This is a genomic window from Phenylobacterium sp. (assembly GCF_036264965.1).
Lineage (GTDB): Bacteria > Pseudomonadota > Alphaproteobacteria > Caulobacterales > Caulobacteraceae > Phenylobacterium.
This window is the reverse complement of sequence record NZ_DATAPY010000012.1, coordinates 28,081-54,753: the sequence shown is the minus strand read 5'-3', so window position 1 is coordinate 54,753 and position 26,673 is coordinate 28,081. Positions and strand designations below refer to the sequence as shown.

General features: G+C 65.6%; 21 protein-coding genes and 1 pseudogene. 14 read left to right on the top strand and 8 right to left on the bottom strand.

Going from position 1 to position 26,673, the window contains the following annotated elements:
* Together VHS75_RS01250 and VHS75_RS01245 are read right to left on the bottom strand one after the other, a co-directional pair.
* Positions 1-627: pseudogene (locus VHS75_RS01250) on the bottom strand (hypothetical protein); the annotation flags it as partial.
* 43 nt (positions 628-670) lie between these two features.
* A complete protein-coding gene (locus tag VHS75_RS01245) occupies positions 671-1,231 on the bottom strand; it encodes a hypothetical protein (protein ID WP_329636784.1) in 561 nt (186 codons plus the stop codon).
* A gap of 203 nt (positions 1,232-1,434) precedes the next feature.
* Here VHS75_RS01245 and VHS75_RS01240 point away from each other — a divergent pair, with 203 nt between their 5' ends.
* The 8 genes from VHS75_RS01240 (at position 1,435) to VHS75_RS01205 (ending at position 7,586) form a co-directional block, all read left to right on the top strand.
* Positions 1,435-2,688: a hypothetical protein gene (locus tag VHS75_RS01240; protein ID WP_329636783.1), complete on the top strand. Its 1,254-nt coding sequence runs from the start codon at positions 1,435-1,437 to the stop codon at positions 2,686-2,688.
* A 32-nt stretch (positions 2,689-2,720) separates the two neighbouring features.
* The gene (locus tag VHS75_RS01235) at positions 2,721-3,188 is read left to right on the top strand and encodes a copper chaperone PCu(A)C (protein ID WP_329636782.1); all 468 of its coding nucleotides are present in this window, start codon (positions 2,721-2,723) and stop codon (positions 3,186-3,188) included.
* Complete coding sequence (locus VHS75_RS01230; RefSeq protein ID WP_329636781.1) at positions 3,189-3,815, top strand: SCO family protein; 627 nt, start codon at positions 3,189-3,191, stop codon at positions 3,813-3,815. It abuts the gene before it with no gap.
* Between the two features lie 165 nt (positions 3,816-3,980).
* Positions 3,981-4,601 carry a cytochrome b gene (locus VHS75_RS01225; protein WP_329636780.1) on the top strand — a complete coding sequence of 207 codons (621 nt, stop codon included), beginning with the start codon at positions 3,981-3,983 and terminating at the stop codon, positions 4,599-4,601.
* Positions 4,602-4,815: 214 nt separating this feature from the next.
* Positions 4,816-5,754, top strand: coding sequence for a metallophosphoesterase family protein (locus VHS75_RS01220; RefSeq protein ID WP_329636779.1), 939 nt, complete (start codon positions 4,816-4,818; stop codon positions 5,752-5,754).
* 31 nt (positions 5,755-5,785) lie between these two features.
* Complete coding sequence (locus VHS75_RS01215; protein ID WP_329636778.1) at positions 5,786-6,142, top strand: plastocyanin/azurin family copper-binding protein; 357 nt, start codon at positions 5,786-5,788, stop codon at positions 6,140-6,142.
* Positions 6,143-6,156: 14 nt separating this feature from the next.
* On the top strand, positions 6,157-6,810 hold the full coding sequence (locus tag VHS75_RS01210; RefSeq protein ID WP_329636777.1) for a sigma-70 family RNA polymerase sigma factor: 654 nt from the start codon (positions 6,157-6,159) through the stop codon (positions 6,808-6,810).
* The gene (locus VHS75_RS01205) at positions 6,807-7,586 is read left to right on the top strand and encodes a hypothetical protein (RefSeq protein WP_329636776.1); all 780 of its coding nucleotides are present in this window, start codon (positions 6,807-6,809) and stop codon (positions 7,584-7,586) included. Before VHS75_RS01210 ends, VHS75_RS01205 begins: the two co-directional genes overlap by 4 nt.
* A gap of 107 nt (positions 7,587-7,693) precedes the next feature.
* Here the strand turns inward: VHS75_RS01205 and VHS75_RS01200 are convergent, their stop codons facing one another.
* The 4 genes from VHS75_RS01200 to VHS75_RS01185 all read right to left on the bottom strand — a co-directional run bounded on the left by VHS75_RS01200 (position 7,694) and on the right by VHS75_RS01185 (position 13,258).
* Positions 7,694-8,218 (bottom strand): GNAT family N-acetyltransferase, encoded by a 525-nt coding sequence (locus VHS75_RS01200; RefSeq protein WP_329636775.1) that lies wholly within the window; start codon positions 8,216-8,218, stop codon positions 7,694-7,696.
* Between the two features lie 125 nt (positions 8,219-8,343).
* The gene (locus VHS75_RS01195; protein ID WP_329636774.1) at positions 8,344-8,934 is read right to left on the bottom strand and encodes a hypothetical protein; all 591 of its coding nucleotides are present in this window, start codon (positions 8,932-8,934) and stop codon (positions 8,344-8,346) included.
* Between the two features lie 236 nt (positions 8,935-9,170).
* Positions 9,171-12,146, bottom strand: a complete 2,976-nt coding sequence (locus tag VHS75_RS01190; RefSeq protein WP_329636785.1) for a TonB-dependent receptor domain-containing protein — start codon at positions 12,144-12,146, stop codon at positions 9,171-9,173.
* A 668-nt stretch (positions 12,147-12,814) separates the two neighbouring features.
* A complete protein-coding gene (locus tag VHS75_RS01185) occupies positions 12,815-13,258 on the bottom strand; it encodes a hypothetical protein (RefSeq protein WP_329636773.1) in 444 nt (147 codons plus the stop codon).
* Positions 13,259-13,642: 384 nt separating this feature from the next.
* On the opposite strand from VHS75_RS01185, the gene VHS75_RS01180 reads away from it, so the two are divergent.
* The 3 genes from VHS75_RS01180 to VHS75_RS01170 all read left to right on the top strand — a co-directional run bounded on the left by VHS75_RS01180 (position 13,643) and on the right by VHS75_RS01170 (position 15,874).
* The gene (locus tag VHS75_RS01180) at positions 13,643-14,089 is read left to right on the top strand and encodes a CBS domain-containing protein (RefSeq protein ID WP_329636772.1); all 447 of its coding nucleotides are present in this window, start codon (positions 13,643-13,645) and stop codon (positions 14,087-14,089) included.
* A gap of 764 nt (positions 14,090-14,853) precedes the next feature.
* Positions 14,854-15,405: a cytochrome c gene (locus tag VHS75_RS01175; RefSeq protein WP_329636771.1), complete on the top strand. Its 552-nt coding sequence runs from the start codon at positions 14,854-14,856 to the stop codon at positions 15,403-15,405.
* A 67-nt stretch (positions 15,406-15,472) separates the two neighbouring features.
* Positions 15,473-15,874: a VOC family protein gene (locus VHS75_RS01170; RefSeq protein WP_329636770.1), complete on the top strand. Its 402-nt coding sequence runs from the start codon at positions 15,473-15,475 to the stop codon at positions 15,872-15,874.
* A 237-nt stretch (positions 15,875-16,111) separates the two neighbouring features.
* Here VHS75_RS01170 and VHS75_RS01165 read toward each other — a convergent pair whose 3' ends face one another.
* A complete protein-coding gene (locus VHS75_RS01165) occupies positions 16,112-18,997 on the bottom strand; it encodes a TonB-dependent receptor (RefSeq protein ID WP_329636769.1) in 2,886 nt (961 codons plus the stop codon).
* A 492-nt stretch (positions 18,998-19,489) separates the two neighbouring features.
* Between VHS75_RS01165 and VHS75_RS01160 the strand changes: the two genes are divergently transcribed.
* The 3 genes from VHS75_RS01160 (at position 19,490) to VHS75_RS01150 (ending at position 23,567) form a co-directional block, all read left to right on the top strand.
* A complete protein-coding gene (locus VHS75_RS01160; protein ID WP_329636768.1) occupies positions 19,490-20,527 on the top strand; it encodes a retroviral-like aspartic protease family protein in 1,038 nt (345 codons plus the stop codon).
* A gap of 176 nt (positions 20,528-20,703) precedes the next feature.
* A complete protein-coding gene (locus VHS75_RS01155) occupies positions 20,704-21,252 on the top strand; it encodes a methylamine utilization protein (protein WP_329636767.1) in 549 nt (182 codons plus the stop codon).
* A gap of 20 nt (positions 21,253-21,272) precedes the next feature.
* Positions 21,273-23,567: an ATP-binding protein gene (locus VHS75_RS01150; RefSeq protein WP_329636766.1), complete on the top strand. Its 2,295-nt coding sequence runs from the start codon at positions 21,273-21,275 to the stop codon at positions 23,565-23,567.
* Positions 23,568-23,912: 345 nt separating this feature from the next.
* Here VHS75_RS01150 and VHS75_RS01145 read toward each other — a convergent pair whose 3' ends face one another.
* Positions 23,913-26,246 (bottom strand): TonB-dependent receptor, encoded by a 2,334-nt coding sequence (locus VHS75_RS01145; RefSeq protein WP_329636765.1) that lies wholly within the window; start codon positions 26,244-26,246, stop codon positions 23,913-23,915.
* Positions 26,247-26,673 lie beyond the last annotated feature (427 nt).

The window sequence follows — 26,673 nt, the reverse complement described above, 5'->3', positions numbered from 1 at the left end:
GCTCTGGGCGTCCAGCTTGTACGCATAGGACGCCGACAGCTCCATGAAGAGGTCGTGCGGGTGCTGGCGGTCGACGAGCGGGGTCTTGCCGTCGGCGGTTTCGCCGGTGGCCAGCAGCAGCGGATAGCCGGACGGGCCCATTAGCGGGTCGGGGCTCAGCATGGCGCGCAGCTGCAGCGTCCCGGCGTCGCCGACCGGCCGCTGAGCCATGACCATGAACATGCCGGAGGCGAAGCTCTTCTCGTCGCCGCGCGGCCCGTTCTGCTGGTCGTAGACGCCGTTCAGAACGCCGTGGAGCGTCACGCTCCAGTCGCTGAAGACCAACAGATAGCCGTCGATCGGCGAGGCGTCCGGCTGCCAGGCGGTGCCCGAGGCCTCGCGGCTCGTCGCGTAGGGACCGAGGGCTCCGGCCATGCCGTCGCCCAGATACCGGCGCGCCATGTCCATCCCGACCATGCCGTGGCCCATCGTCGCCCGATCCATGGCCGGCGTATCGGCGGAAGGAGTCGCGCCCGCATCGAGGGACAACGGCGCTGCCGGCGCCGGCGCGCTTTCCACCGATTGCGCGTAGGCCGGCGCGGCGGACAGGAGTCCCAGCCAGCAGGCCGTCGCCAGGCGCCGGATCACCGGCCGCGGTATCCGGTCGGGCGCGTCTTCGGGGCCGCGGGCGTCAGGGCAGGAACCGGTGGGGGATCGCCGCGATCTCCTCCGCGCTGAGCCGGGTGAGGGACTTGGCGATCAGGGGTTCGCGGAAGCCTTGGGTGTCGGCCACGCTCAGTTGCAGGTCCAGCGCCGAACAGATGACATCGCTGCCGCGGGTTTCCGAGATGAGATGCATGTCGGACCGCTGCAGGTTCGGCGAGCCCGAGGTGAGATCGACACGGTAGACGTCTCGGCGGTTGATGCGGAGATAGAGGACCATCGGCGAAGGCGACTTCCAGCCCTGCCATTCGTGAATGAAGAAGCAGCTTCTATGATCGGTGTGCGATGGCGGCGCGTCCTGCGCCGCCGCAGTCCCTGACCACAGGCTGATGAGAGCGGCTGCGATCAACTCGAGCCGGCCGACTCCGGACATCTTGAACATGCCGCCCTCCGCTTGCGCGGCCGCCCACCATCCACGGCCGATATCGAACAGGACCCGCTTGGCCGCAGGTTTATTCCCGGGGAACGGCCGCGGAGCGGACGACCCGTCTCGGCGGCTCGGGGCGCGCGAATAAACCGCCTCGCCCAAGTGTCACCTTGGAGCGAGCTGCGAGGCTCAGACGGGAGTGACCCATGCGAAATCACGTCCATCGCGCCCTATTCCCCCGGAGCGGCTCGTCAGGCCCCGCCTCACCCCGATCCGCCGCGACGCACACAGACGCAACGCGCGCGCCCGATGAAGCGTCGTGCGTGATGGTGGCGCGGGAGCAGGCCGCCGAACCGGCGGAAATCATGGGACTTGCCGTCCTCCTGCGCGAGGCCGCCTATGGCCGCGCGTTGCATCGACTGGCCCGCGAACTGGCCGGATGGCTGGCGATCAAGCCGTCTGACGCCGGGACGCGCCTGGATCTCTCGAGCGTCCTGTTGCTTTCTGGAGACCGCAAATCGGGTCTTGAGACGCAGGCCCTGGCCCTGGCGCAGACCCGGGTCTACCGCCGGGTCTTCGGGAGCGGACGCGGGTTGCGCGTGCTGGCCTTCCTGGCCCCGGGTGATCTGACGGCCAACACGCCCTTGGACTACCTGCTCGAGGCGTCGGATGTCGACCTGACCATGGTCTACTGCGACGGGCCGCCGCCGCCGTTCGAGGACCTCCCGGACCACGACGTCGCCATCCTGGCGATCAACCGGACCGAGGAGACCGTGCTTCTTCTGTCGCAACTCCACGGAGCCTTCGACAACTGGCCGCGGCCAGTTGTCAACGGCCGGCCCGAGCGGATCTCCGCCCTGTCCCGCGACAGCCTCTCCGCGATCGTGCCCTGCCATCGGCGATTGGCGGCGGCGGACACCCGCCGGATCTCGCGCCGGCGGCTGCTCGCCGCGATCCGCTCGATGTCGCCGGAGCCGTGGGACGGCCCACTGTTTCCCGTGCTGATCCGTCCCACGGCGGCCGGCTGCGACCGACGGCCAGAGAAGGTCGACGAGATCGGCGGATTGGAGGCCTGCCTCGCCGAGATTCCGGACGGCGACCTCGAGGTCGCCGCCTTCTACGACTACAGCGCAGCCGACGGCCTCTTCCGCAAGTTCCGCATCGCTGTCATCGATGGCAAACCCCACATCAGCCACGTGGCGGTCTCGCCGCATTGGCGTGCGCGCTACTGCAGTTTGGCCAGTATGGATTGGGGCCTCGGCGATCGCACCGAAGAGGCCCGGCTGTTGGCGACGTTCGACGAAACCTTCGCGCTCCGTCACCGCGTCGCCCTCGACATCGTCATCGAGGCGGTCCAGCTCGACTATTTCGACATCGACTGCGCCGAAAGCGTCGACGGGCGCCTGCTGGTCTTCAAGGCCAGCGTGGCCATGCTGACCCACGCGGCCGATCCGCCGAAACTGCACCCCTACCGGGCGCCATTCTCGAGCAGGATTTCGGCGGCGTTCGTAGCGGCCCTGACCGCACGGGCCGCCCGGCCAACCCATCTGACCGCCCCCTCCCAGCGAGCCCGCCAGCCGTCACTTGCCGACGCATCCTCGGGCGCCTTCACCCCGTGAGCGCGTGGAGACCGCGCGGCGCAGGGCCTGTGATGAGGCTCGCGCGTATCTCCCGGCTGGTGGCCACGGCCGCCGTAATGCTGGCCCCGGCCAGCCCAGCGACGTCAAGAATCCGCCTGACCGGTGCCGTCGTGGTCCAAGACGCCTGGGCGCGCCCGGCGCAGGCCGGCGCCAGCGCCGGATATCTGACACTGCGCAACGCCGGCGCCAGGCCCGATCGGCTGATGGGCGCCGCCTCGCCATGGGTTGAGCGGGTGGAGCTGCAAACGATCACCACGACAGGAGCGGTCGTCCGCATGCGGCCGGTGGTCGGCGGCCTGGAGATCGGGCCGGCCGGGACCCTGAAGCTCGCGCCCGGCGGCTATCACTTGATGCTGCTCGGACTGAAGCGACAGCTGGCGCCGGGCGACCGTCTGCCGATGACGCTGCAGTTCGAGACCGCGCGCCCAGTCAAGATCTACCTGGCCGTCGGCGCGCCGCCTGTGGCTCGGGGGGACTGAATGCTGAAATCCAAGAAGGCGGCGGGCGCCCGGAGCAAGGATTCTGGGTTGGAACTGCTGCTCGCCGCAGCCCTTGTGCTTGGCCTACTCGGGGCGGCGGGTTACCTGTTCCTGTCGCACCCCCCGAAGGGCGTCTCGCCCACGGCCAACATCGGCGGCCCGTTTGACCTGGTCGATCAGACGGGCCGGCGCGTGACGAATCGTGACCTGCGCGGAAAGCCCTCGCTGGTCGCTTTCGGCTTCACCACCTGCCCTGATGTCTGTCCCACGACCCTGACCCACATGACAAACTGGCTGCGGGCGCTCGGCCCCGCTGGCGACCGGCTGAACGTGGTCTATGTCACGGTCGATCCGGAGCGTGACACGCCGAAGCAGCTAGGCGCCTACCTAGCGGCCTTCGATCCGCGAATCCGCGGGTTGACCGGATCCCCGGCGAACATCGCCCTGATCGCCCACGAATACCGGGTTTACTATCAGAAGGTCCCGTTGGCGGGCGGCGGCTACACGATGGATCATTCCGCGATCCTCTATCTGATGGACGCCAAGGGCCGCTTCGTTCGACCCCTCGGCTACGACCAGCCGGATGAGGTGGTGTTGCCCTCACTGCGGCGGCTCCTGAATGGTTGAGCGAAACCCAGGCCCGTCCGCGACCTCGAGCTGCGAGGCCGGACGACGAACGCGCGACCCGGCGACTCCATTTCGCCTCGGGAATAAATCCGCGCCCGCCCAGGTCTCCTGATTATGCGGCCTGCCCCGACGGCGGAGCTAAGGACCGCGCCGGAGCCCAGTCCCATGAATGACCTCGCGTGGTCCAAACCGGCCAGCCAGCCGAAGACCGCCGCGCCGCTGCTACGGTTCGACCCGGTTTCTATCGCTCTGCATTGGGCGACGGTCCTGTTGCTGACCGTGATGTTCGCCAGCATCTGGGGCCGGGGCTTCCTCGGCGAGGACACGCCGGCCGGCTCCGGCCTACTAACCCTCCACCGCTCCGCCGGGGTGACGCTTTGGCTCGTCGCCATCGGCCGGCTCGTGTGGCGTCTGACCTTCGGACTGCGGCCGTCTCTGCCGCCGAGCGTCTCGCCCCTCCAGGCGCGCGCCGCCGCCCTGACAGAGGGCGGGCTCTACATCCTGCTGCTGGTTCAGCCGCTCACAGGACTGCTGCAAACCCTCGCGCGCGGCCGACCCTTCGAGCTCTTCATGTTCGAAATCCCCCAGGCCATGGCCCGCGACAAGGGTCTCGCCATGCTCTTCCACCAGGTCCACGAACTCGCGGCCTGGCTGCTCCTCGGCTTGGTCGGCCTGCATGTCGGCGCCGCCCTTCTGCATGGTGTCGTTCTCAAGGATGGCGTGCTGCAGACCATGCTTCCCCGCCGCCGTCCGGAGGGCGCGGCGCGCCGGCGTGCCGCGCCATGACGGCCGCGCCAGGGGCCCGGCCAGGCTGAGGTCACCCCATTCGCCGACGTCCACTGGACGTGGCGTCGGCGAAGAGGGGGCGTCGCTGCCCGGCGTCCCCTCACCCTCCTTCCGAGCGCCCGTTTTGTCGGGCGCGCGGGAAATCTTCGCCGGCCGGGAATAAAGCGCCCGGCTCGCGGGTCAACTTAGCGACAACGAACGGAGAGACCTTCCCATGAGCGACCATGACAACGCCGGCGAAGACCGCCGCGGCTTCCTGAAGTGTATGGCCTGGGCCGGGACCGGCGCGCTGTTCACCGTCAGCGGCGGCCTGATGAGTTCCATCAGCCTCGACCAGGCGATGGCCGCGCCGATGAAGGCCAAGGGCTTCACCTTCCTGCAGATCAGCGACAGCCACGTGGGCTTCAACAAGCCCGCCAATCCGGATTCCAAGGCGACCTATCAGGAGGCGGTGAGCAAGATCATCGCCATGCCGGTGAAGCCGGACTTCATCATCCACACCGGCGACATCACCCAGCTGTCGAAGGACTCAGAGTTCGACGACGCCGACCAGATCATCAAGCAGGCCGGCCTGACGGTCTTCCACGTACCCGGCGAGCACGACATGCTCGACGAGGGCGCCGGCAAGGCCTACCTCGACCGCTACGGCAAGGGGACCAAGGGCGCCGGCTGGTACAGCTTCGACCACAAGGGCGTGCACTTCGTGGCCCTGATCAATGTGGTCAACCTGAAGGCCGGCGGCATGGGCTCGCTCGGCGCCGACCAGCTGGCCTGGCTTGAGAAGGACTTGGCCGGACGGCCGTCGTCGCAGCCGATCGTGGTCTTCGCCCACATCCCGCTGTGGACGGTCTATGCCGACTGGGGCTGGGGCACCGACGACGCGGCCCAGGCGCTCAGCCACCTCAAGCGCTTCGGTTCGGTGACCGTCTTGAACGGCCACATCCACCAGATCACCCAGAAGGTGGAGGGCAACATCGCCTTCCACACCGCCCGCTCCACGGCCTTCCCGCAACCGGTGGGCGGTCAGGGCCCTTCGCCGGGACCGCTGAAGGTGCCGACCGAGCAGCTGCATTCCATGCTGGGGATCACCACGGCGACCTTCGTCCGCGGCTCCCAGCCCATCGCCCTGGTCGACCAGACCCTGGCGACCTGACCCGACACCTGCCTCAGAAACGGATCTACCTATGTTGAAGACCCTAAAGGTGGGCGCGCTGGCGCTCTCCATAAGCCTTGGCGTGGTGGCCGCAGCCGCGATCAGCGGCCCCGGCGCTCATGCCGCGGCGACCGCCGGCCCCACTGTCAACATCGACAACTTCGTCTTCGGGCCGGAGGCGCTCACTGTCACGGTGGGGACCACCGTCACCTGGGTCAACCGGGACGACATCCCCCACACCGTCGTGGCCAACGACAAGAGCTTCAAATCCAAAGTGATGGACACCGACGAGAAGTTCTCCTTCACCTTCACCAAGGCGGGTGAGTTCGGCTACTTCTGTTCGCTGCACCCGCACATGGTGGGCAAGGTGATCGTCAAGGCCGCTTAGCGGCTGTCGGGCGAATGGCGATCTCCGGACGCAAACCCTTCTTCAGACCGCACCTCGCGGTCGGCGGCGCGGCCACGCCTGGCCGCGCCGCCGAAGCGGAGCAGACACGCCAGTTCCGCGAGCTGGTCCTGCCGCACCTCGACAGCGCCTATAACTTCGCCCGCTACCTGACGCGGGACGCCGACGCCGCGGAGGACGTTGTGCAAGACGCCTTCCTTCGCGCCTTCCGCGCCTTTCCGGACTATCGCGGCGGCGCCCCAAAGGCCTGGCTGTTCGCCATTGTCCGGAATTGCTTTTTGAATTCGACGCGCGCCCGCAAGAGCTCAGCGAACGTCCTGGTGGAGGAATGTGAACTGTCGGATGCACAGTCGCTCGCCCTGGCCAATATCTCCGACCCGGATCAGGAGACGCCCGAGGAAGATCTGATCCGTCAGCGCGACGCCACCGCCTTGCGCGCCGTCATCGAGAACCTGCCCGAGCCGTTCCGCGAAACCCTCGTGTTGCGCGAACTCGAGGAGCTGTCCTACCGGGAGATCGCCGCCCTGACGTCGGCGCCGATCGGCACGGTTATGTCGCGCCTCGCACGGGCCCGCCAAATGCTCTGCGACATGTTGCTGCCGGGGGGTGATCCGAGCGCCAGCTCGGGATTCCGGGAGACCCTTCGATGACTGCCTGCCAAGACAAATCCATCCTCCTGCAGGGCCTGGTCGATGCGGAACTCGACGCCGTCAACGCCGCGGCGTTCGAAACCCACCTCAAGACGTGCAATGGTTGCCATGGGGAATATTTGCGGATGCTAGCGCTGCGCGAAGCGGTTACCGCGCCTAGCATCACCTATCGCGCCCCGGAACGTTTGCGCGCCAACATCGAGGCCATGCTCAGCGCCAGCGACAGCCCGAACCTGGCCGACGCGCGACCGACCCGTGCGCGCGTGAGCGCCTGGAACGTCGGCGGGGCCGGCGGTCTGCTAGCGGCCGGCCTTGGCATCATGCTGGTCCTGCCGCAGGTCGCCGACAACGGCCTCGAGCGCCAGCTGGTCGCCAGTCACGTGCGCTCGCTGCTGGCCAACCACCTGACTGATGTCGCGACCGCCGACCAGCACGTCGTACGGCCCTGGTTCAACGGCAAGGTCGATGTGGCCCCGCCGGTGCCGCAGCTTGCAGACCAGGGCTTTCCATTGGTCGGCGGACGGCTGGACTACATAGACGGGCGCGTGGCGCCGGCGATCGTCTACAAGCGCCGCCTGCACACAGTGAATCTGTTCGCCTGGCCGGCCGACGAGCGGCTGTTCAACGGCTCGAAGACGGTACGTCGTGACGGGTACACGGTCGTTGAGTGGACCGCCGGCGGCCTGCGGTATGCGGCGGTCTCGGATATCGATCCAAACGATCTGAAGCTATTCAAGGCCGCCTTCGAGGCCCATTCGCCGGATCCCTCGCACTAGATTTCGGCCGCGGCGCCTCGGACGCGCGACCGGTCACGCGTGAATTGGGGGATCCGATGCGCCGCGCTGCTTCCCGCGAGCGTCGCCGAACTCCAAACCAAATGAGCTCAGGCCTCGCGGCGGATCCTGAACAGCAGACTTGAACCGGAGTCATCCATTTGCGTGCCGTCGGGCTGCAACCCTATCCGCTTCAGCGTGGCGATAGACGGTCGGTTGTCGTGACGCGTCGCACCGACGATCTCCTCGACGTCCAGTTGGCGAAATGCGGTGTCTACTGCGGTGCGGCCGAGTTCCACGGCGAGGCCCTGGCCCCAAACTTGGGGGCGTAGCCGAAAATAGAGATTCAGGACCTCGCGATTCTGCCAGGTCTTCCAGCGCAGGCCGCCGAAGCCGACAACCTCGGCTGGGCCGGCGGCGAGCTCGACGGCCCAATAGCCGATGCCTCGCTCGCTCCAATCGGCTCTCCACCTGTCAAGCAGGCGCGCAGCGCCGGCCAGGTCCCCTAAGGGGCCATCTGGGTTAAATGTATTGGTCTGAGGGTCGCCATGCACGGCGAAAACGGCGTGGAGGTCTGCCGCGTTCGGCTTGCGGAGCCGAAGTCGCAGCGTGCGCAAGTCCGTCCACGTGCTCATAAATCAAGCCTCCGCGGGCTCGCCCCATCGGTCCTCACCCCGGAGTACGATTTTCGCTGATTGAGCATCTGAAGTCTCTAGCCCGCGGCCTTCATAGCCTCGACGCCTCGCGCGCCGGCGGTCGCCTATCGCGTCCGGGCGGAGCGGACGCGGCGCGGGGCCGCTGGGCGGTGCATCTCGGCGGGCTGGTTCGCCATCGCGTCGGGCGTCGCGGTCCCAATCAGCGCCCGGATCGCGTCGAGTTCCTCAAGGGCCTCCTGGCGGCCGTCACTGGCGAATTCGACGAGTTCCTGAACGGCACGCAAAGTGCGCGTCTTGGTCGTCGGTCGTCCGCCAAACCGCCGGTTGAGGCGCCGGGCCCGCTGCTTCAACACGTCGGCGAGATTGGTCTGCTCAAGCCAGATCGCAAGATCCTCGCGCAGGCCCAATTTTGATCCGTTGATCCGCGAAGCGATCCGCTGAACGGCCCCACTCTCGTGGGCGAACTCGATCAGCGCGCGGGCCTCTGAAGCGCACCGCTTGAGAGTAGTGGCCGGGATGCCCCGCTCGACAGCCAGTTCGGCCGTTGCGGCCTCAAGGTAGCCAGCCGGGACAGCGCGCTCCGTCACATCGAGGAACAGCGCGAGTTCAGCGATGTCCTTGGCGAAACTGCGGCTCCGCGGACCCGCGCTGGAATAGATCGCGACGGTCGAGGCCCGCATTGAATGATCGCGCATAACGCGCTGCTCCGGGACGGAAATGCTGCCGTAAAATACCCGCTGAGCCGCTCATCTGTCTTTCAATTTATCTAGTATTTTCATGACTTTATTTCACATTTGCCGGGAATAAATTCTGGAGTGAGCAACGGCCTGTCATCGCCGCTGGCGCCGCGGCGGCGCACCCCCGGCAACGCCCGCGAAAATAGGGGCGGCGGATCGCTCCGCCGCCCCCGTTCCTCTAACGTGTCGTGTGCCTAGAAGTCCGCGCTGAGGCCCACGAAGACGAAGCGGCCGAGCGCGTCGTAGACCTGCGGGAAGGTGTTGCCGCTGCACACCCCCGCGGCGCAGTTGGTGCCCACCAGCGGCGGGTCCTTGTCGAACACATTGTTCACGCCCACCCGGAAGTTCAGGTTGTTGTGGACCGTGAAGTTCGCCGTCAGGTCGATGTAGCTCTGCGAAGGCAGGGTCTGTTCGATGGCGAACGCGTTGCCGGGGTTGACGAGCTGCGGATTGGGGTCGAAGGCGTCCAGCGTCACCTTGGCGAAGTAGCGCCATTGCGCCGAGAAGCTGAGCTGCTTGATCCAGTCGCCATAGCTGTAAGGCGTGCTCCAGGTCACCCGCGAGGTGTGGCGCCAGGCCGGTGACGGCTCACCGCAGGTCAAGCCGTAGAGGCCCTTACAGTCGTGCGACGCGCCGCCCGGCAGGGGCTGGGTGACCAATGTGTCGAGCCAGGTGCCGATCAGCTTGGCGGAAACGGAGCCGTTGTCGCCGAGGCCGATGGCCGCCAGGTCGGTGTGGTAGTCGATACTGAGGTCGACGCCCGTGGTTTTCAGCGAACCGGTGTTCAGCGAGGTGTCCTGCACGAAGCCCTGGTTGGACAGGAACAGCGAGCCGTTCGCATCGCGGTGGACCAGGTTGCAGAAAGTTGGATTGGCGGTGTTGACGCACTGATTGAGGATCAGGTTCTCCCCCAGGCCGGCAATGAACTGCTCGACCCGGATGTTGAAGTAGTCGACCGACATGTTCAGGCCCGGGACGAACTTCGGCTGCCAGACAACGCCACCGGTGTAGGTGTCGGACAGCTCCGGCTTCAGGTTGGGATTGCCGCCGGTCAGGCCGTTGTACTGGTTGGCCGGGTTCTTCTCGATGTTCAGCACCTGCTGGGTGGTCAGGTGGAAGACGTTGGCGCATTGGGCGACCAGCGGGTTGTTGGCCGTCAGGCCCGCGCAGGGGTCCTGGTTGCCGTCGAGGACGACGTTCTGCGGATTGAACAGTTCGTTGATGTTTGGGGCGCGGACGGCGCGGTTGTAGCCGCCGCGGACGCGCAGGCCGTCGATCACTTCCCACTCGCCGGCCACCTTGTAGGTATTGGTGTTGCCGACCGAGGAGTAGTCGGAGAAGCGGTAGCCGAGCTCCAGGGACACGTCTTTGGCGAAAGGCATGTCGCTGATCAGCGGCACGCGGGCTTCGCCGAACAGTTCGTAGACATCGAAGCTGCCGCTGACCGGCGGGTTGGCCGCGCCGTTGCCGTCCACCAGCCCGTTCGTCGACAGGAAATCCGACGAGGAATCCAGGTGCTCGCGGCGGTACTCGGCGCCGAACGCCACGCCCACGCCGTCATTGGCCCAGGCGCTCTTGATCCCGTAGTCGCCGAGCTTGCCGGTGAAGGCCAGGCTGACCACCCGCTCCTGGGTGTTGATATTGCTGAAGCTGGGCGCCTGCAGGAAATTCGCCGCGGCCGAGCTGATGGCCTGGCTGCTGAAGATGTTGATCGGCACACAGCCCGGGTCTGGGTTGGCCGCCGGGTTGCAGATCACTGTCCCGCCCGGACCGGCCACCGCGTTCAGCGACTGGTTCTCGCGCGCCAGATTGAAGTTCCCCGATTGCCGGTTGTTCGCCTGCACGGAGTTGAACAGCATGTAGCCGTCGTAGTTCCAGTTCTTGCCCAGGTCGCCGCGCAGGCCCAGCACGATCCGGTAATCATCGTGACGGAAGGTCTGGAGGCGGCCGGTCCCTTCGCTGGCCAGCAGGCGGCGGGCCACGATCCCGGTGAAGTTGCCGGCCGGGTTGGTGGCGCAGGTGCCACCGCCGACGGCCGGGAGCACGCCGGCTTCCTGGGCGCTCAGGAACGGGTTGGCGCAGTTGACGGTGTGCGTCCCGGCGAAGATGCCGCCCGAGGCGATCTGCTCGGTGGAAGTGTCGTCCAGGAACATGGTGTCCATATAGGCCTCGGCCCAGGGCGCGATTTCGTAGTGGGCGAAGGCGCCCAGGCTGTAGCGCTCGTCAGGACGTACGAAGAAGTTGGTCGGGCCGAAGTTGAAGACGTCGTTGTTCGCGTTGCGCGGCCGCAGCGTGTTGAAGGTGGTGGGGTCCACAGTGAAATTGCCGACCCGCGCCGGGAAGGAGGTTCCGGAGCCTGAGCAGGTGAAGCCGGCCGCCGTCGAGGCGAACGTACAGGCCGAGAAGTCGCGGTCGGCCTGCAGGATCGGGTTGTTCTGACGGTAGGTGGCGTAGGCGGTGATGTTGCCCTTGCCGTCCGGCGCGTTGGCGCCGAGGATGATGGTCACCTGCGAGCCTTCGCCTTCGAACAGGCTCTTCTGCGGAACGGCGAACTCGGACGGGATGATGCCGGTCTTCTGGGCCGCCAGCAGAGCGTTCTGGCCGGTCGCGTTGTTGTTGTCGTGCTGGTAGCCGTTGTACTCGGCGTCGAGGCGCACGCCCTCGAAGTTCTTCAGCATGACGAAGTTGACGACGCCGGCCACGGCGTCGGCGCCGTAGGTGGCCGAAGCGCCGCCGGTCAGCACATCAACCCGCTCAACGAGCGCCGAGGGGATGAAGTTCAGGTCGGCCGGGGTCGGCTGGGCGCGGCGGCCGTCGATCAGCACCAGGGTGCGGGCCGCGCCCAGGTTGCGCAGGTTGACCGTGGCGGTGCCGTTCGCGGCGTTGTTGATCGACGAACCCTGGCCCGCGAACACCTGCGGCAGGGAGTTGGTGAGATCTTCGATCCGCGTGACGCCCTGCGCCTTGATGTCGGCGTTGCCCACCGTCGTGATCGGCGCGATCGAGGTCAGGTTCGGCGACGGGATCCGGGTGCCAGTCACGACGATTTCGGAGACGTCCCCGCCGGCGGCGTCAGCCGCGGCCGCGAAGGCCTGGTTCGCAGACAGGCCCAGGAAGGCCACGCCACAGATCATCGAGGAGGCCAACAGGCGCTCCCGGGTATTTTGCATCTTCAAGATCTACATCCTCCGGCGGCCCGCCCACGACGGCAGGTCCGCTTCCCACAATTTGCCCACCGGAGCCGTGGCGGCGCCAGTTACGCTGTAGGTATCTGCGACTTCAATCGCTCGTCAACGCGCGTTCCTGAGGTCTATCCGCTACAAATTGTAATATGTCGCATATTGGTCACATCAAAATGCCGCATACCCGAAGCATTTTCGCCTCACTCATCCGCGTTTTGCTTATTATGCCGACCCCATTCCATGAATATGAATCTCAATATCTGTTACAATACATAATGTCGAAGTTACATAGGTAACATTTACTTAATTTAACTTCCGCAACATAAAGCCAGTCACCCGCCGCGGCGACAAAAGCAGCGAGGCAGCACTTATTCTACAATATCCAGGTCTCCGACACGTCGATTGAACAATATATTGATTCCGTGACCCGATATTCTTGATATCCAATCATCAAAATAAATATTCCCACACACGGATCAGAACGTTTTCTAATGCCGATGCCGAATAACTCGGGCGCAATAGCCGGCGGGACCAGGGTCAGCCGCGCCGCAACCGCCGATGTGGCGCCGTCGCCGCACCTGCGAGCCTGTCGCGGCCGATGATATCTGGAGGCGCAGGTCGCCGACGGACCGCGATGGCCGGCGTCGGACCACGGCTTATCGAGGACCCGCGCTCACCAGCTCGCGCAGGAGCGACTCATGGCGATCGCGGCTCTCGGCCTGTTCGGCCTCGGTCGCGGCCGGCGCGTGAAGTGGCGGCAGCAAGACGGACCCGACCCGCCGCAGGTATCGTCCCAGGTCCAGCAGCTCGTCGACCCGGCGGGCGGTCAATTCGGGCGAGAGCCGCCGCACCGTCATGGATCGTGCCGCACGCGCGACATGCACCTCGATCGCCCGGAGAAGGTCAATGCATCGGCGCAGCCGCTGGCGGTCAAACCGGTCGAAGCGATCGGGACTGGCCAGTGCAGCGCCGATCAGGCGCGAAAGCACCACCTCCTCCTCAAGACCGGTGGTGGCGGCGAGGCGCTCGAGCAGTCCGACCTGGTGGGCCGACAGGGTGACCTGAACACAGCGGTCCGGCGGGACGGCGTCGTCGCCCAACGCGGCGTCTCCCCTGGCCAAAGCGCCCGACGCGGTTTCGATCCAAAGACGTGACTGCAGCACGATTAGCCTTCGGCCCGTCGGATGTCGGTCATTGGTCTTGGTCCTCCCGCGCGTCCACTCAGGAAAGAGGACTCCCAGAAGGCGCGGGTTATTCCCTATCCACGCCGCCTGAGCTCCCGGTCGGGCCCGTGATCGCCGCGCCTCCGGGGCCGCCAGGGGCCGTCGAGGCGCTCGCCGGGAATAGAACGGCGCGCCCGGCGGTCGTTATGTCAGGCGCCTGGCGGCAGTGTCTGCGGCCTGGTGCGGGCGGTGCTCATCTCCGAGTGAGCCGGCTCGGCCGTCGCAATCCCTGCGCCCGGCCACAAGGAGAAAGGAAACACCATGCGCGTGCTGGACCTCATCAAGATCAAGGGCGACGTCGTCATCACCGTGGTGGAGAGCATCCGCACCCACGACGCGGCGCGGGTCATGCATGAGCACAATGTCGGCGCGCTGGTAGTGACCACCGCGGGCGGCCAGTTGAAGGGCGTTCTCTCTGAGCGCGAAATTGTTGTGGTCGTGGCGGAGCACGGCCGGGACGCGCTTCAACACCCTATCGCGGGACTGATGCTGGCGAACCGGCCCACCGTGGGGCCCACCACCAGCGTTCGTGACGCGATGGCCATCATGACGGAACAACGCGTGCGGCACCTGCCGGTGGTGAATGACGGACGAGTGATTGGCCTGATCAGCCTGGGAGACACGGTGAAGGCGCGACTCAGCGAGAAGATCGCCGAGAACGAAGTGCTGCAGGACATCGCGCGCTGGCCAACCCCCACGGTCGCCTAGACCCTTCCGGCTCAGGCGGAAACACCTGAACCGGATAAGACAGGCCCATCTTCAAAGCCTTAGAGGGCGTCGGACGCCTGAACCGGATCTATTTCAGCCTGAGGCGCACTAGATGTCCCGGCATCGACCCAGGCGCCGGCGCGCTGTGGGCGCCTAGGGTCGTGGCCGTCACCCAAAGACGGCTCCTGCTTACTCGGGCGCACCCTGCCGATCCAAAGGGATCGCCGGGTCTGTGGGGGCAAGAAAAGAGGCGCGGAACTCCCCTGGGGTATCTGGAGTCCCGCGCCAGGCGTCCGGTCCAATAGCTTTGGGGGCAGGCGGACCAGATTGACGGACGATCGGAGGGATCGTCGCAAAGAGATGGCGCAGGACGCCCCGGCGGTTGGCTGGACGGGGGGCGTCCCGCGCCCTACCCGGCCCGAAGGTTGGGACAGGAACGGGCCAGGCGCGGGCTCAGCGATCCGATGGCGGATCGCTCGCGCGCGGCGTCGGGGCGGACCAGCGGAACGCTGACAGGTTGGAAGCGGTCGAAGTCGTCCAAGGTCTCAGCCCCAATGCGATGCTCACTATGCATGACACCCGGCGCGGCGGATTTAGTCCCCACGCCCCGCAATGGTGGCCACCGCGTTCGCCAGACCGTCGTTCCGCCGCCGCCCCGCCTACGCCGGTCCCCCGGGAATAAATCCGCCGCGCCGCGCGTCTAGATGGCGAGGGCGCCTGCAAGGCAGCGCCGCCGCAATCTCCTCGGGAGGGGCAACTTCGACATGAGCGAGCGCAAATCCACCGGTCTTCGTGGCCGCCTCATCTGGGTCGCCGTTGCGGCGATCTTGGTGCTGATGATTCCGGCGGGGCTAGCGCTCTTTGTCTACGGCGGCGTCTATGACATCGGCGCCGACGCGCCGCACACCAAGCCGGTGTTCTGGGCGATCAGCCAGCTACGCGACCGCTCGATCGCGGCTCACGCGCGAGGGATCATCCCGCCGGCGGATCTGACCGCGCCAAGCCGGATCGCCACGGGCGCCGGACTCTACGCCAACCTGTGCACCGGCTGCCATCTCGCGCCGGGCATGAAGAAGACCGACCTGAGCAAGGGCCTCTATCCCAAGCCGCCGCAACTCGCCTACGGCACCGACCAGACGCCGGCCCAGGAATTCTGGATTCTCAAGCACGGCATCAAACTCACCGCCATGCCGTCCTGGGGCCGCACGCACAGTGACGATGAGCTCTGGGCCATCGTGGCGTTCCTAAAAAAGATGCCCGACCTCGACCCGGCGCAGTACCAGGCCGCCGTGGCCAGCGCGGCGCCTGCGAAATAGGTTCAATGGCGGTAGGCTCTCAACCTGGAGCTCAAGACCGACCGCCAGAGGAGCAAATGGCGACACCATGCGCCCGATCTTCCACATTTCGTTTCCTGTCCGCGACCTGTCCGAGGCGGTTTCCTTCTTTCGGGATGAACTTGGCGCCGAGATCGGACGGCATGAGGCTGGATTCGCCGATGTTCTATTGTTCGGCGCCCAGGTCACCCTCCAGAACGACCCTGGCAACGTCCTGAAACCCATGCCCCGAACACGGCATTTTGGCGCGACGATCTCCTGGGCGGATTGGGAAACTCTGGCGCATCGCATGGGTGCGGCCAAAAATCTCGTTGAACCTCCGTGCGTGTCCTATGCGGGCTCGCCGACCGAGCAAGGCAAGCTGATGCTGAGCGACCCCAGCGGCAACCTCATTGAGATCAAGGCGTATCGCCATCCTGAAGTCGTCCTCGGTCAGCTCGCTCGCGAGTGACCGAGATCCAACACCCCCTCAGAACGCGAACTGCATCCTGACGGCGATAGCGCTGTAGGTCTGGCCGATCCGGGCGCCAAAGCCGCCGGATCGGTCGCAAGGGCGGCGAGCGCGAGTGGGCGGACGGGCGCCGCGCGCATGCGCTGGGCTATCTCGGATGACGCCTTCGGGTTCGGCCAAGATCGAAGGGGCGCGCCCTGGCGGACGCGCCCCTGAAGCGTCGAGGATCGACGTGGCTTAGAAGCGGTATTGGAACTCCACGCCGAAGGTGCGCGGCGGGGTCAGCGCGTAGTTGCGCGTGATGCCCTCGGGACCGAAGCCTGTGAGCAGCCCGCTTTGCGACAGGCCGGGGACAGCGCCATTTGTGTTGCCGACGACGGACGGCGCGCCAGGCGTGATGAGCCCCTTCGCCGCGGCGATCGTCGAGAGCGGGAAGACGCCGGTGTTGCGGGTGCCGGTCACACCGCTGTCGTAGCCCAGAGTGTCGAAGAGGTTCTTCACATAGGCGATGACCGTGAAGTGGCTTTCTTTTGCCTTCCAGGTGATGCGCGAGTCGACCTGACTCCAGGATGGAGCGGCGTCGTAATCACGCTTGAAGATGCTTGAGTACTCCTTGTCGCGCCAAACGTAGCTGACCGAAGGGATCAGTGAGCCTCGCTCCATTTCGTAGGTGTAGAGCAGATCCAGCGCCACCTTGTTGCGCGCAGCGTTCGGCAGGACGTTGCCCTTTAGATCCTGGGGACGCTGCACGAAGCCAGTGCTCACGTCGCAAAGGATGTTCGGCTTCGGATTCGCCGCCGTAACGGTTGAGCCGGTGCCCGAGCAGGCCTGCAGCGGCGACAACGGCTTGGCGCCGGCGGCCAAGGCCAGGGGGTCGGTGGGATCGATGATGCCTGAGAGGGTATTGATGCCCGTCGGGTTGAACGAGTAGTTGAGCAGGATGCGCAGGTTGTCGATAGGCGTCCAGGTGGTCTCGAACTCAACGCCCTCGCTGTAGGACTTCGGGACATTCAGGAAGACATTCTGCGAGGGCGCCAAGCCGCCGGTGTTATTGACCACCGTCAGGGGCGCCTGCAGGCCTTGGTAGTCGTAGTAGAAGAGCGCGACATCGGTTTGCAGCGTGCGATTGAAGAAGTCCTTCTTAAAGCCGACTTCGTAATCGTTCAGGTGCTCCGGATTGGTTTCCGGGAACTGGCTGCCGAAGGCCACTGCGCCAACCTGGAAGCCGCCTTGCTTATAGCCGCGATTGTAACGGGCGTAGGCCAAGGTGTCAGGCGCCGGGTTCCACTCGAAACCAAGCGTGCCGGTCGTCGCTGACCAGACGCCGTCGTAGGACCGGTGGCCGAAACCGTCCGGCGTGAAGGTCACGCCGCCAGGCGTGCCCGTCGGCACGACGCCGGCGGGAACGCTGCTCTGGAAAAAGTTCGGACTGGTCACGTCGATAGCGGGGGTGAACTGCCCCAGCAGCTGGGGCGTCACGCCGCAGGCGGTGGTGCCGAAACAGACGTCGCGGCCTGCCTCCGTGCCGAACTCGTGGTCGTGGCTCCAGCGCAGGCCGACCGTGACTTTCAGGGTGTCGGTAAATTTCCAGTCGATCTGACCGAACACCGCGTAGGACTCGTCCTGAATGTCCGGACGGTCGTCGAAGGTCCGGTTCTGGAAGTCCGCGCCGGCGACGGGAAGGCCGGGGATGTTGGCGATCGCGCCGGCCAGTTGCGGCTGCTGCGCCAAGGTCTGGAACACCGGCTGTTGGACGTGTTCCTTATAGTAGTAGAGGCCGCCCAGCCATTGGAACGGGCCGCTGCCGGTCGAGGCGATGTTGATCTCGTGGCTGAAGTTCAGGAAATTTTCCTGATAGGTCTGGATGTTGGTCGGGAACACCGTCAGGCCCGAGCAGCCTCCCGGCGTGCCGAGATTGATCGCCGGGCAGGGCTGCGAGCTGACCGGCAGAAGCGGATTGAAGCTCGCCGGAGTGATCGTGAACGAGCTGATCGAGCCGCCGCCATTATCGGTTTCCAGCTTGTAGTGATAGTTGCTACCGCCGCCGATGTACTTCAGGTCGAAGTTGTCGAAGTGATAGCTGGCCTGGAAGGAAAAATTATAGGCCTCGTCCAGCGACACCGATTGGGCGACGTTCGAGGCGAATTTCCGCGGATCGGTGGAGGCCGGATTGGTACAGCCGAGCGGTGAGGTATTGACCACATTGCTGACCACGCCCCCGGGCGCGCAGGCGAAGCCGGCGGAGGGAATGAGCGCGCCGAACTCGCCGAAGTTGAAGGGCGCGGCCGTATAGCCATTGCGAGCGCCGGGGCCGCCGCCGCCGTTGTTCCAGCCGGTCAGATCGACCTTGCCCCACAGATCCAGCTTGTCGTTGACCTTCGCTTGGAGTTGGCCTTCCAGGAACCACTGGTCGATCACATTGCCTTCCGAGGGCTTCCCCGGAACGACGTTGGTGAAGTAGCCGTCCGTCTGCTTTTCCCAGTTGCCGACTAGGCGGTACTGCAGATTGGGCGCCAGCGGGCCGGAAACGGCGGCTTCCAGCAGGGTCCGTCCATAATTGGCGACGGTCGCGCGCACCTCGGCATAGGGATCTTCCGTCGGCCGTGCGGAGATCACGTTGATCGCGCCACCGATGGAGTTCCGGCCGTAGAGCGTGCCCTGCGGGCCCCGCAGCACTTCCACCCGGTCGGTGAAGATCGGCGTCTTGCCGGCCGGGACCGTCGAGTCGCTGAAGACGCCGTCGTCATAGAGCGCGACGGCGTTGGCGATGGGGTGGGAGTTGGTCAGGCGACCGACGCCGCGGATCGAGTTGCGGTCATTGCCCGAGGAATAGTTCAGGCCCGGGGTGAAGTTGGTCAGGTCCTGAATGGAGTTGATCCCCAGAAGGTCGCGCGTCTTCGAGGAGAAGGCCGTGATGGCGACCGGTACGTCCTGCAGGTTCTGCGACCGCTTTTCGGCGGTCACCACCAACTCCTCGATGGTGCTGCCGCCGCCGGCCGCCGCACCGGCCGCGGCCGATGCGGCGGCGGTGGTGGCGGCCTTCGTCTGGGCCTGAGCCGACGTTCCGAGGGCGGCGGCCAGTAGCACAGCGCCGGACGTCAATAGGCGAATTCTTGTCTGCAACTTGGATCTCCCAAAGGCCATCGAGCCAGGACTCGCTTGATTTTTTCTTTTCCCCTGCCGGAGACCCGGGGAATCGTCAAGCATACAATCATCTCCTTCCGAACTGATATTGTCGACGTTGCAAATTATCCACGATCTCTATCTGTTTTATGTGACATCCGTATTTCATCATGCCGCGCACTATTGGGTTACAACTGGAACTATACTGTAACCTATGTAGGCGCGTGGCGCGGCGAAATCCGGAAAATCGCGGGCCAGAAGGATCGGCGATGCCGAGGCTGGCCTGATGGGTCCCGCTGACGGGCCGGCCTCACCCCTGCCACCGTGACGTCGCGCGTTCGGGAATAAGTCGCGAGCCTGGGGGGTCACACACTCAGGGCCGCACGCCCCCAACCCCAGTTCCGAGACCGAGGTTCGATGACCGCCTTAAGCTTCGCGAACGGCGCAGACCGGAGCGGCTGGTTCGGTTTTGAACGGCCGCAAGGCCGGCAGGTGGTCACCCGGGGCGCGCTCAACGGATACCCGGTCGAAATCACGCTGGACACCGGGGCCGAGCGGACAGTGATCGACGCTGCGCTGGCGGCGCGCTGCGGAATCGCTGCGCTCGGCGACACCGTGAGCGTGGGCCTGACCGGACGCGTCCAGGGCCAGACCAGCGGTCCGGTCCACCTGCAACTGCAGAATCTGGCGATCACGCTCCGCGAAGCGTCCCTGTTCGATCTCGGAGCCTTGAGCGCCGCCAACGGTCGCCCCGTCGGGGTGGTGCTGGGGAACGACCTTTTCGGGCACGCGGCCGTCAGCTTCGACTTCGGCGCCGATCGGATGATGGTGGCGGAGCCGTCGGCCAGGAGGCGGCCCCCGGGCTTCGAGGAAATCCCCCTGACGCGCGAGCCGGAACTTGGCCGGCCGCTGGTCCGGGCCTCCCTTGGGAACGGCGTGGCCCTGGAGGCCGTCGCCGACCTCGGCAACGACGCCCCGCTCTATCTGTCGGCGGAGTTCGCCTCACAGCACCGGCTCCTCGAAGGCCGCCCGGTCTCCCGGTCGATGAGCGCCGGGGCGGAAGGGACCGGCATCGATACCGTCTTCACTATGCCCAGCCTGGAGGTGGGTGGCGTCGTGCTGCGCCAAGTCCCGGCTCGGATTCCCGACAGCTGGACCGCCGGGGCCCCGGCGGTGATCGGCCTGCCGGTTTTCGCCCGGTTCGACCTTACCATCTGCGCGCCGCGCGACCGGCTCTGGATGAAGGCCGCCAAACGGCGGATTGCACGTCCCTTCGGAAAGGATCGCTCCGGACTCGCCCTGACACGGGCTGGGCACAGCCTCGAAATCGCCTTCGTGGCGCCGCGCAGTCCGGCGAGTCGGGCCGGCCTCAGGCCGGGCGATGCAATCACCTCGGTCAACGGCCAGGTCTTCGACAGCGCCGTCTTTACGGACCGTCCCCGGCTGAGCGCGCGCGCCGGAGGCGCCCGGCTGGCGCTCGGCCTGTCCGATGGGCGGGCGGTCTCCCTTACGCTTGCGGACTACTACTGATCCGAGCCGCCGCGCGTCGCTCCTGTGCGGCGTGACGGCCTGGCGGGAATAAACCGGCGAGATCGAGGGTCTAGTCTCCTATGTCCTCGTTTCGCTTCGGCGCAAGCGTCTCCCCTCTCCTGTTGGCGCCCGTTCTCGCGGCCGGTCCAACGTGGGCGCACGATCTGGCGGTTTCGGTGACCGCGCGGGACGGTAAACCCATCGCCGACGCCGTGGTCATGGTCCGGCCGCTCGCCGGCGTCCCCGCCGCGCCCATCAAGTTTTCCTGGACCTACCAAGTGGCGCAGCGCGACCTGAAATTCTCGCCCTACGTCCTCATCGTGCCCGTCGGCGCGGAAGTGTCCTTCCCAAACTTCGACGCCGTCAAGCACACGGTCTATTCCTATTCCGAGGCCAAGACGTTTCGGCTGAAGCTCTATGGCCGCGACATGACGCGGGTCGTGCGGATGGATAAGCCCGGGGTGGTGCCGCTGGGCTGCGATATCCACGACACCATGCTGTCCTACATCCGCGTGGTCGACACTCCCTACGCGGCAAAAACGCTGGCGAGTGGTGCGGCAATCGTCCGCGATCTCCCGCCAGGACCCGCGACCGTCACGGTATGGCATCCCGACAGCCGGGCCGCGAACGGTGAAAGCGTCCGAAGGATCGTCGTGCCGGCCAATGGAACCGCGTCCCTGGCGCTGCAGATGGATGTCCGGCCCTCTCCGATACAGATGAACTGAGGCCCGAGGAGTTCTTCGACATGACAGTCTCCCAGCAACGGACCCCGGGCGCCGGCGACGTCCGGCGGCCCCGTCGCGCGATTTGGCCGACACCCGCCTTCGGGCGGCTGCGCACGCGGCTCACGGTCCTCTACGCGGGGCTGTTCATCGTGACCCTGACCCTGATCCTGGCGGTCATGTACGTAGCGGCGAGCCGCAATGCCCAGCGCACCGTCGGCGCCGAGCTGGGCGCCACAGGCACCGTGTTCGACCGGAACTGGGTCATGCGCACGAATTCTCTCGAAAGCGGCGCGCGTCTGCTGGCGAAGGATTTTGGATTCCGCGGCGCGGTGGCCACTCACGACCGGGCGACGGTCCAATCGGCGCTCGGCAATCTCAACGCCCGCCTGGGCAGCGACGCGGCCTTTCTGGTCGGGCGCGATGGCCTGGTGACCGCCGCGGGGGGCGCGACGCCTCTAACGCTGGACGCCGACGTCGTGTCGGCGATCATGCAGCGGGATCGCGCCTCGGGCGTCTTCACCAGCGCGGGAACCCCCTATGAGGCGGTCGCCGTGCCGATCCTCGCGCCGCAACTGGCCGGGTGGCTTGTGCTGGCCGTCCGACTCGACGATCGGGAAATGGCGGCCTTGCGCCAGCTCTCGGCGATCCCGCTCGAACCCCAGGTCCTCACCCGGTCGGGGAATAGCTGGCGCTCGCGCGCCGGAGTGGCCTCGAGCCAGGAAGGCCAGGCGATCAACCGCTTTCTGAGCGGCCCCGCCGGCGCGCCGGCGGGCCGGTCACAAGGCGTTGTGAGGCTTGGAAAGACCATGGAGGTCTTCCGGTCCTTGCCGTCGATGACCGATGAGAATGCGGTCCTGGTCTTGCGCTATCCGCTGACCAAGGCGCTGGCGTCCTTCCGCGCCCTGGTGGGCGAGATCCTGGCATTGAGCCTGTTGAGCCTTGGCATCATCGCCGTCGGCAGCTGGGCGCTGGCGCGGAGCGTGACCCACCCGCTGCTGGCCCTACGCGACGCCGCACAGCGTATGGAGCGCGGCGAAGACCCCCGGGTGACGGTCGATGGCGCCGACGAGATCGCCGCCCTCGCGCGGTCGTTCAACATCATGGCCCAGAGCATCGGCGAGCGGGAACACGCGCTTGAGCAATCGCGGCGGAAGGCCGAATCGTCGAGCCAGGCGAAGAGCGAGTTCCTCGCCAACATGAGCCACGAGATCCGGACGCCCTTGAACGGCATCCTCGGCATGGCCCAGGTGATGGCCCGCGACGCCCAGGGCGTGCAACGCGACCATCTGAAGGTGCTGCAGACTTCCGGCGAGAGCCTGCTCGGGATTCTCAACAGCCTGCTCGACCTGTCGAAGATCGAAGCGGGACAGATCGAACTCGACAACCATGATTTCGACCTGGCCGAAACGATCGCGACCGCCTGCGATCCCTTGCGCGTCCTGGCGGAGGAAAAGGGCCTGCGGTTCGAAGTGCAGGTCGATCCCGCAGCCGCCGGTCTCTGGTCTGGAGACGCCTTGCGCGTGCGCCAGGTGCTGACCAACCTGATCTCCAACGCCGTGAAGTTCACCCACGCGGGCGGGGTCGCCGTTTCGGTCGAGGGCGTTGCCGATGGAGTCCGCTTCCGGGTGATCGACACAGGCATCGGGATTCCCGCGGCAAAGCTTGAGACCGTTTTCGAGAAATTCTCGCAGGCCGACGGGTCCACCACGCGTCGCTTCGGCGGCACGGGACTGGGACTGGCGATCAGCCGCCATCTGGTCAGTCTGATGGGCGGGCTCCTGAGCCTTGAGAGCCGCGAGGGCGAAGGCTCAACCTTCGCCTTCGAGTTGCCGCTGATCAGACGCGAAGCCCCCTCTGCTAGCAACGTCGCCAGCGTCACGCGAGCGGATTCCGCCGACCTCGGGCGTCCGCTGCGGATCCTGGCGGCGGAGGACAATCCGACCAACCAGTTGATCCTGCGGTCGCTGCTGGCCACACTCGACGTCGACCTGACCCTCGTCGAGACCGGACGAGCCGCGGTCGAAGCCTTCACCTGCGCGCGCTACGACGTGATCCTGATGGACAGCCAGATGCCGGAGATGAACGGGGTCGAGGCGACACTGGCCATCCGGAGGATCGAATCCGATCGCGGCCTCGAACGCACGCCGATCCTGGCGGTGACGGCCAACGTCATGTCGCATCAGGTGGCGGAATACACCGCGGCGGGCATGGACGATGTGATCGCCAAGCCGATCGAAATCCTGGCGCTGCTGAACGCGATCGATCAAGCGTTGGAGCCCCCGGCAGAGCTTGAGGCCGTCGGCTCTGCGGGCTGAGATCAGATCGGCCAAGGCCGCACGGTAGGATCCCGGCCGCCTCGCCCGCGGATGGCAGTCCAAAGCCGAGATCGAGGAAATATGAGCGACTCTCTTGCGACCACGGCGTCGGTTCTGCCCCTGCCCGTCCCTCCCATTGGGATTCTGTCGGTCGCGTCGGAGCTCGGCGCCGACTTGTATGGCAACTTTCTGACGGCCTTTGACCGGCGGCGCGCGACCCGTTTCCGTCGTTCGCGTCGCCGGCCATGATCCGCATCCGCGGCAGACGCGAGACGCGGGCCGCGGTGAACGGAAGTCCCTCATCGAAACCTCGCTCGCCGCCGGCGGTTCTTGGTTCGGTGCGGACTAGAACTGCGCTTCGAGGGTGACGAAGACCTCGGTCGGCGCGATCGGAAAGGCTTGGTAGCCGCCGGCGTTGCTGGTCGTAACCAAGGTCGAAACGCCCTTGATGTTGCCCAAATTGGTCGCGTTCAGGCTGAGCTTGGCCGATTGGACGGGGATGCCGGCGGGAACCGAAAGTTGATAGCTCGCCTCCAGCCCGACCTGGAAGGTGCTGGGGACGGACAGATCGTTCTCATAGGTGGCGAAGCGTTTTCCCACAAAGTCGCCGCTGATCTGGGCCTGGAACGGGCCGAAGTTCGTGCTCAAGATCAGCTTGTTCGACCAATCGGGCTCGCCCGGGACTTCCGTGCCCTTGATCGGCACGATCTGGCCGGCGCTGCTGAAGTTCGAGCTGTAGGTGGAGTGGTTGTACGACAGGGCGTCGTAGAACTGGAAATGCGGCCCGAAGTTCAAGGTGCCCGCGATGTCCACGCCGTTCGTCGCCACCCCGCCCACATTGACCAGAATCGACGGGGGCGGATTGATGAAATTGAACGGAGCGACGTTGAACAGCCGGTTGGAGAAATCCACGTGGTAGACGCTGGCTTGGCCGTCAAATGAGGTCAGCAGGCCCAGATCGAGCGCGTGATGGCTGCGGACGCCAAGCTCGTAGGTCCAATCCATTTCCGGATTGACGGTCTGTTTGAACAGGTTGAAGGCGGCTTGGTTGCCCAGGCTCCAGGGCGAGGCGCCGTAGAAGTTGCCCCCTTGGCTGAAGGGGATGAACTGGCGCACGTTCTGCTGAATATTGGCAAACACCTGCTCGCTGGCGGTCGCGTCCCACACCGCGCCGACCTGCGGCAGGAACCATTTGTTGGTGGTCAGCGAGCCGGTCGGGAACTGGGTCGGATTGGTGTTGGTCAGCGCGTTCCGCTGCTGAATCAGAACCTTGTTGTCGGCGGTCTGCAGACTTGACTTGAAACCGGCTTCTAGCTGCAGCTGCGGCAGGATGCGCCATTGGTCCTGCAGGTGCAGCTGAACTGTGTTGGTATAGAAGTCCACCGCGTCCTGGGTGAAGGCTTGTCCGGTCGGGATATCGTAAGGCGTAGTATCGTTGTTCGCCCCGGAGAACGGATACCAGACCCGGTGCTGGCCCGACTCGTTGTGCTCATACCAGACCCCCGCTTCGATATTGTGCTGACCGAGCGTCCAGTTAAGGGTCGAAATTCCGCCTTCGCGATTGATGTGATATTCGGTGGTCCGCACCGCCAAGCCGGCGCCGCCGAACTGGTTGACGATGTTTTGCAAGGTCGCCTGCTGATTTGCCAAAGGCGTCGCCAGGTTGCTTACCGTCAGACCCGGGAAGTAGACCGAGAACAGAGCGGGTAGGCCGGCTGTGTTCACCGGTCCTGCGACGATGCCGCGACCGTAGTCGTAGTGATAGTAGGCCTGGTTGGACCAGCTTAGGTTGCTGGCGATCTGGTAGTCGTATTTCGCGTAGCTCAGGACGTCATCGCGCTGTTCGGCGCTATGGTAGTTCGAAAAATTGTTGCCCTGGGCCGTCGGCGGGGTGCCCGGCAAATTGCCGTTGGCCGCGCTGGGCGCCAGGCTGGCCTTCTCCTGGGCGAAGTTTGGGAACTGGAACGGCCGGGTATAGGGAATGAAGCCCTGGCCGGCGGCGGTCTGCTGGTTGCCGAAGTTCACCGCGTCTTCGTTCGGATCGATCTTTCTAGACACATCCAGGAAGACGGTCAGCTTGCCGCGCGCATCGTCATGGACATATTTTGCGGTGAACTGATCGCCGCCCTGAAAGCCGTCAAAGTCCCAGGCGCGGGCCGATTGGTGAGCGTAAGAGATGTAAGCTGAATTGCCGTTCCCGAACTCGCCGGTGTCGAGGCGCAGGAAGGTCCGCGTCGCGGCATAGCTGCCGAGGGTCTGACGCACATCGGCGCCAAACACCTTCGACGGATCGCGCGAGAAGGTCTCAATCGCCCCGCCGAGGTTGCTGGTAGACGCCACGCCGAGCGCGCCCGCGCCGGATTCCAGACTGATGCGGCTCACGTCCTCGCTGATCACCGCGCGCGCTGCGCTGAGGCCGTTGTAGTTGCCGTACTGCTGATCGCCCAGCGGTACGCCGTCCAGGGTGTAGCCGAGCTGTTGGGTGCTGAAGCCGTGCACGAACAGAGACTCGTTCTGTTCGTCGTTGCCCCACGGATCGGCCGTTTCGAAAACCACGCCGGGCAGGGTCTCGATCGCCTTCAGCGGGTTGATGCCCGGCAGTGTCCTTTGCACCTCCTGAGCATCCATCGCGACGGACGACTGCGTTGTCTTGGCCATGGTGACGACCACCTCGGACACCTCGGACGCGTCCGCGGCCGACGCATCTTCAGCGGCCTGGGCGGCGGAATATCCTAGCAATGCGGTAAGCGCACAGGTCATCGACAAGGCGGCGCGCGACGCGCCCCTTTTTGAACAGAACATTAAATATCCTCAGCTTCTCGCGCCTGACTTCAGCGCTTGGGGCGGGACCTCTACTTTCGTTTTGTGAAGACGATGCGACAGAAACGCCGACAATCTTAGATTTACAGTGGACGATTATTATATTTATTCGTCACGTGATCGATCTTATGAGACCTGACATCTTTGGAGTGCGGCTCTAGTGTCCGCATTGCAGCGGTCCCCACGTCCTCGACGGGGTACGAACGCTTCGTTGCTGCCATCTTCGGCCCGCGCGAGGGCTGATACGTTAGAGCCCCGCGCTCCACGCCGCCGTGGCTCGGGCGAC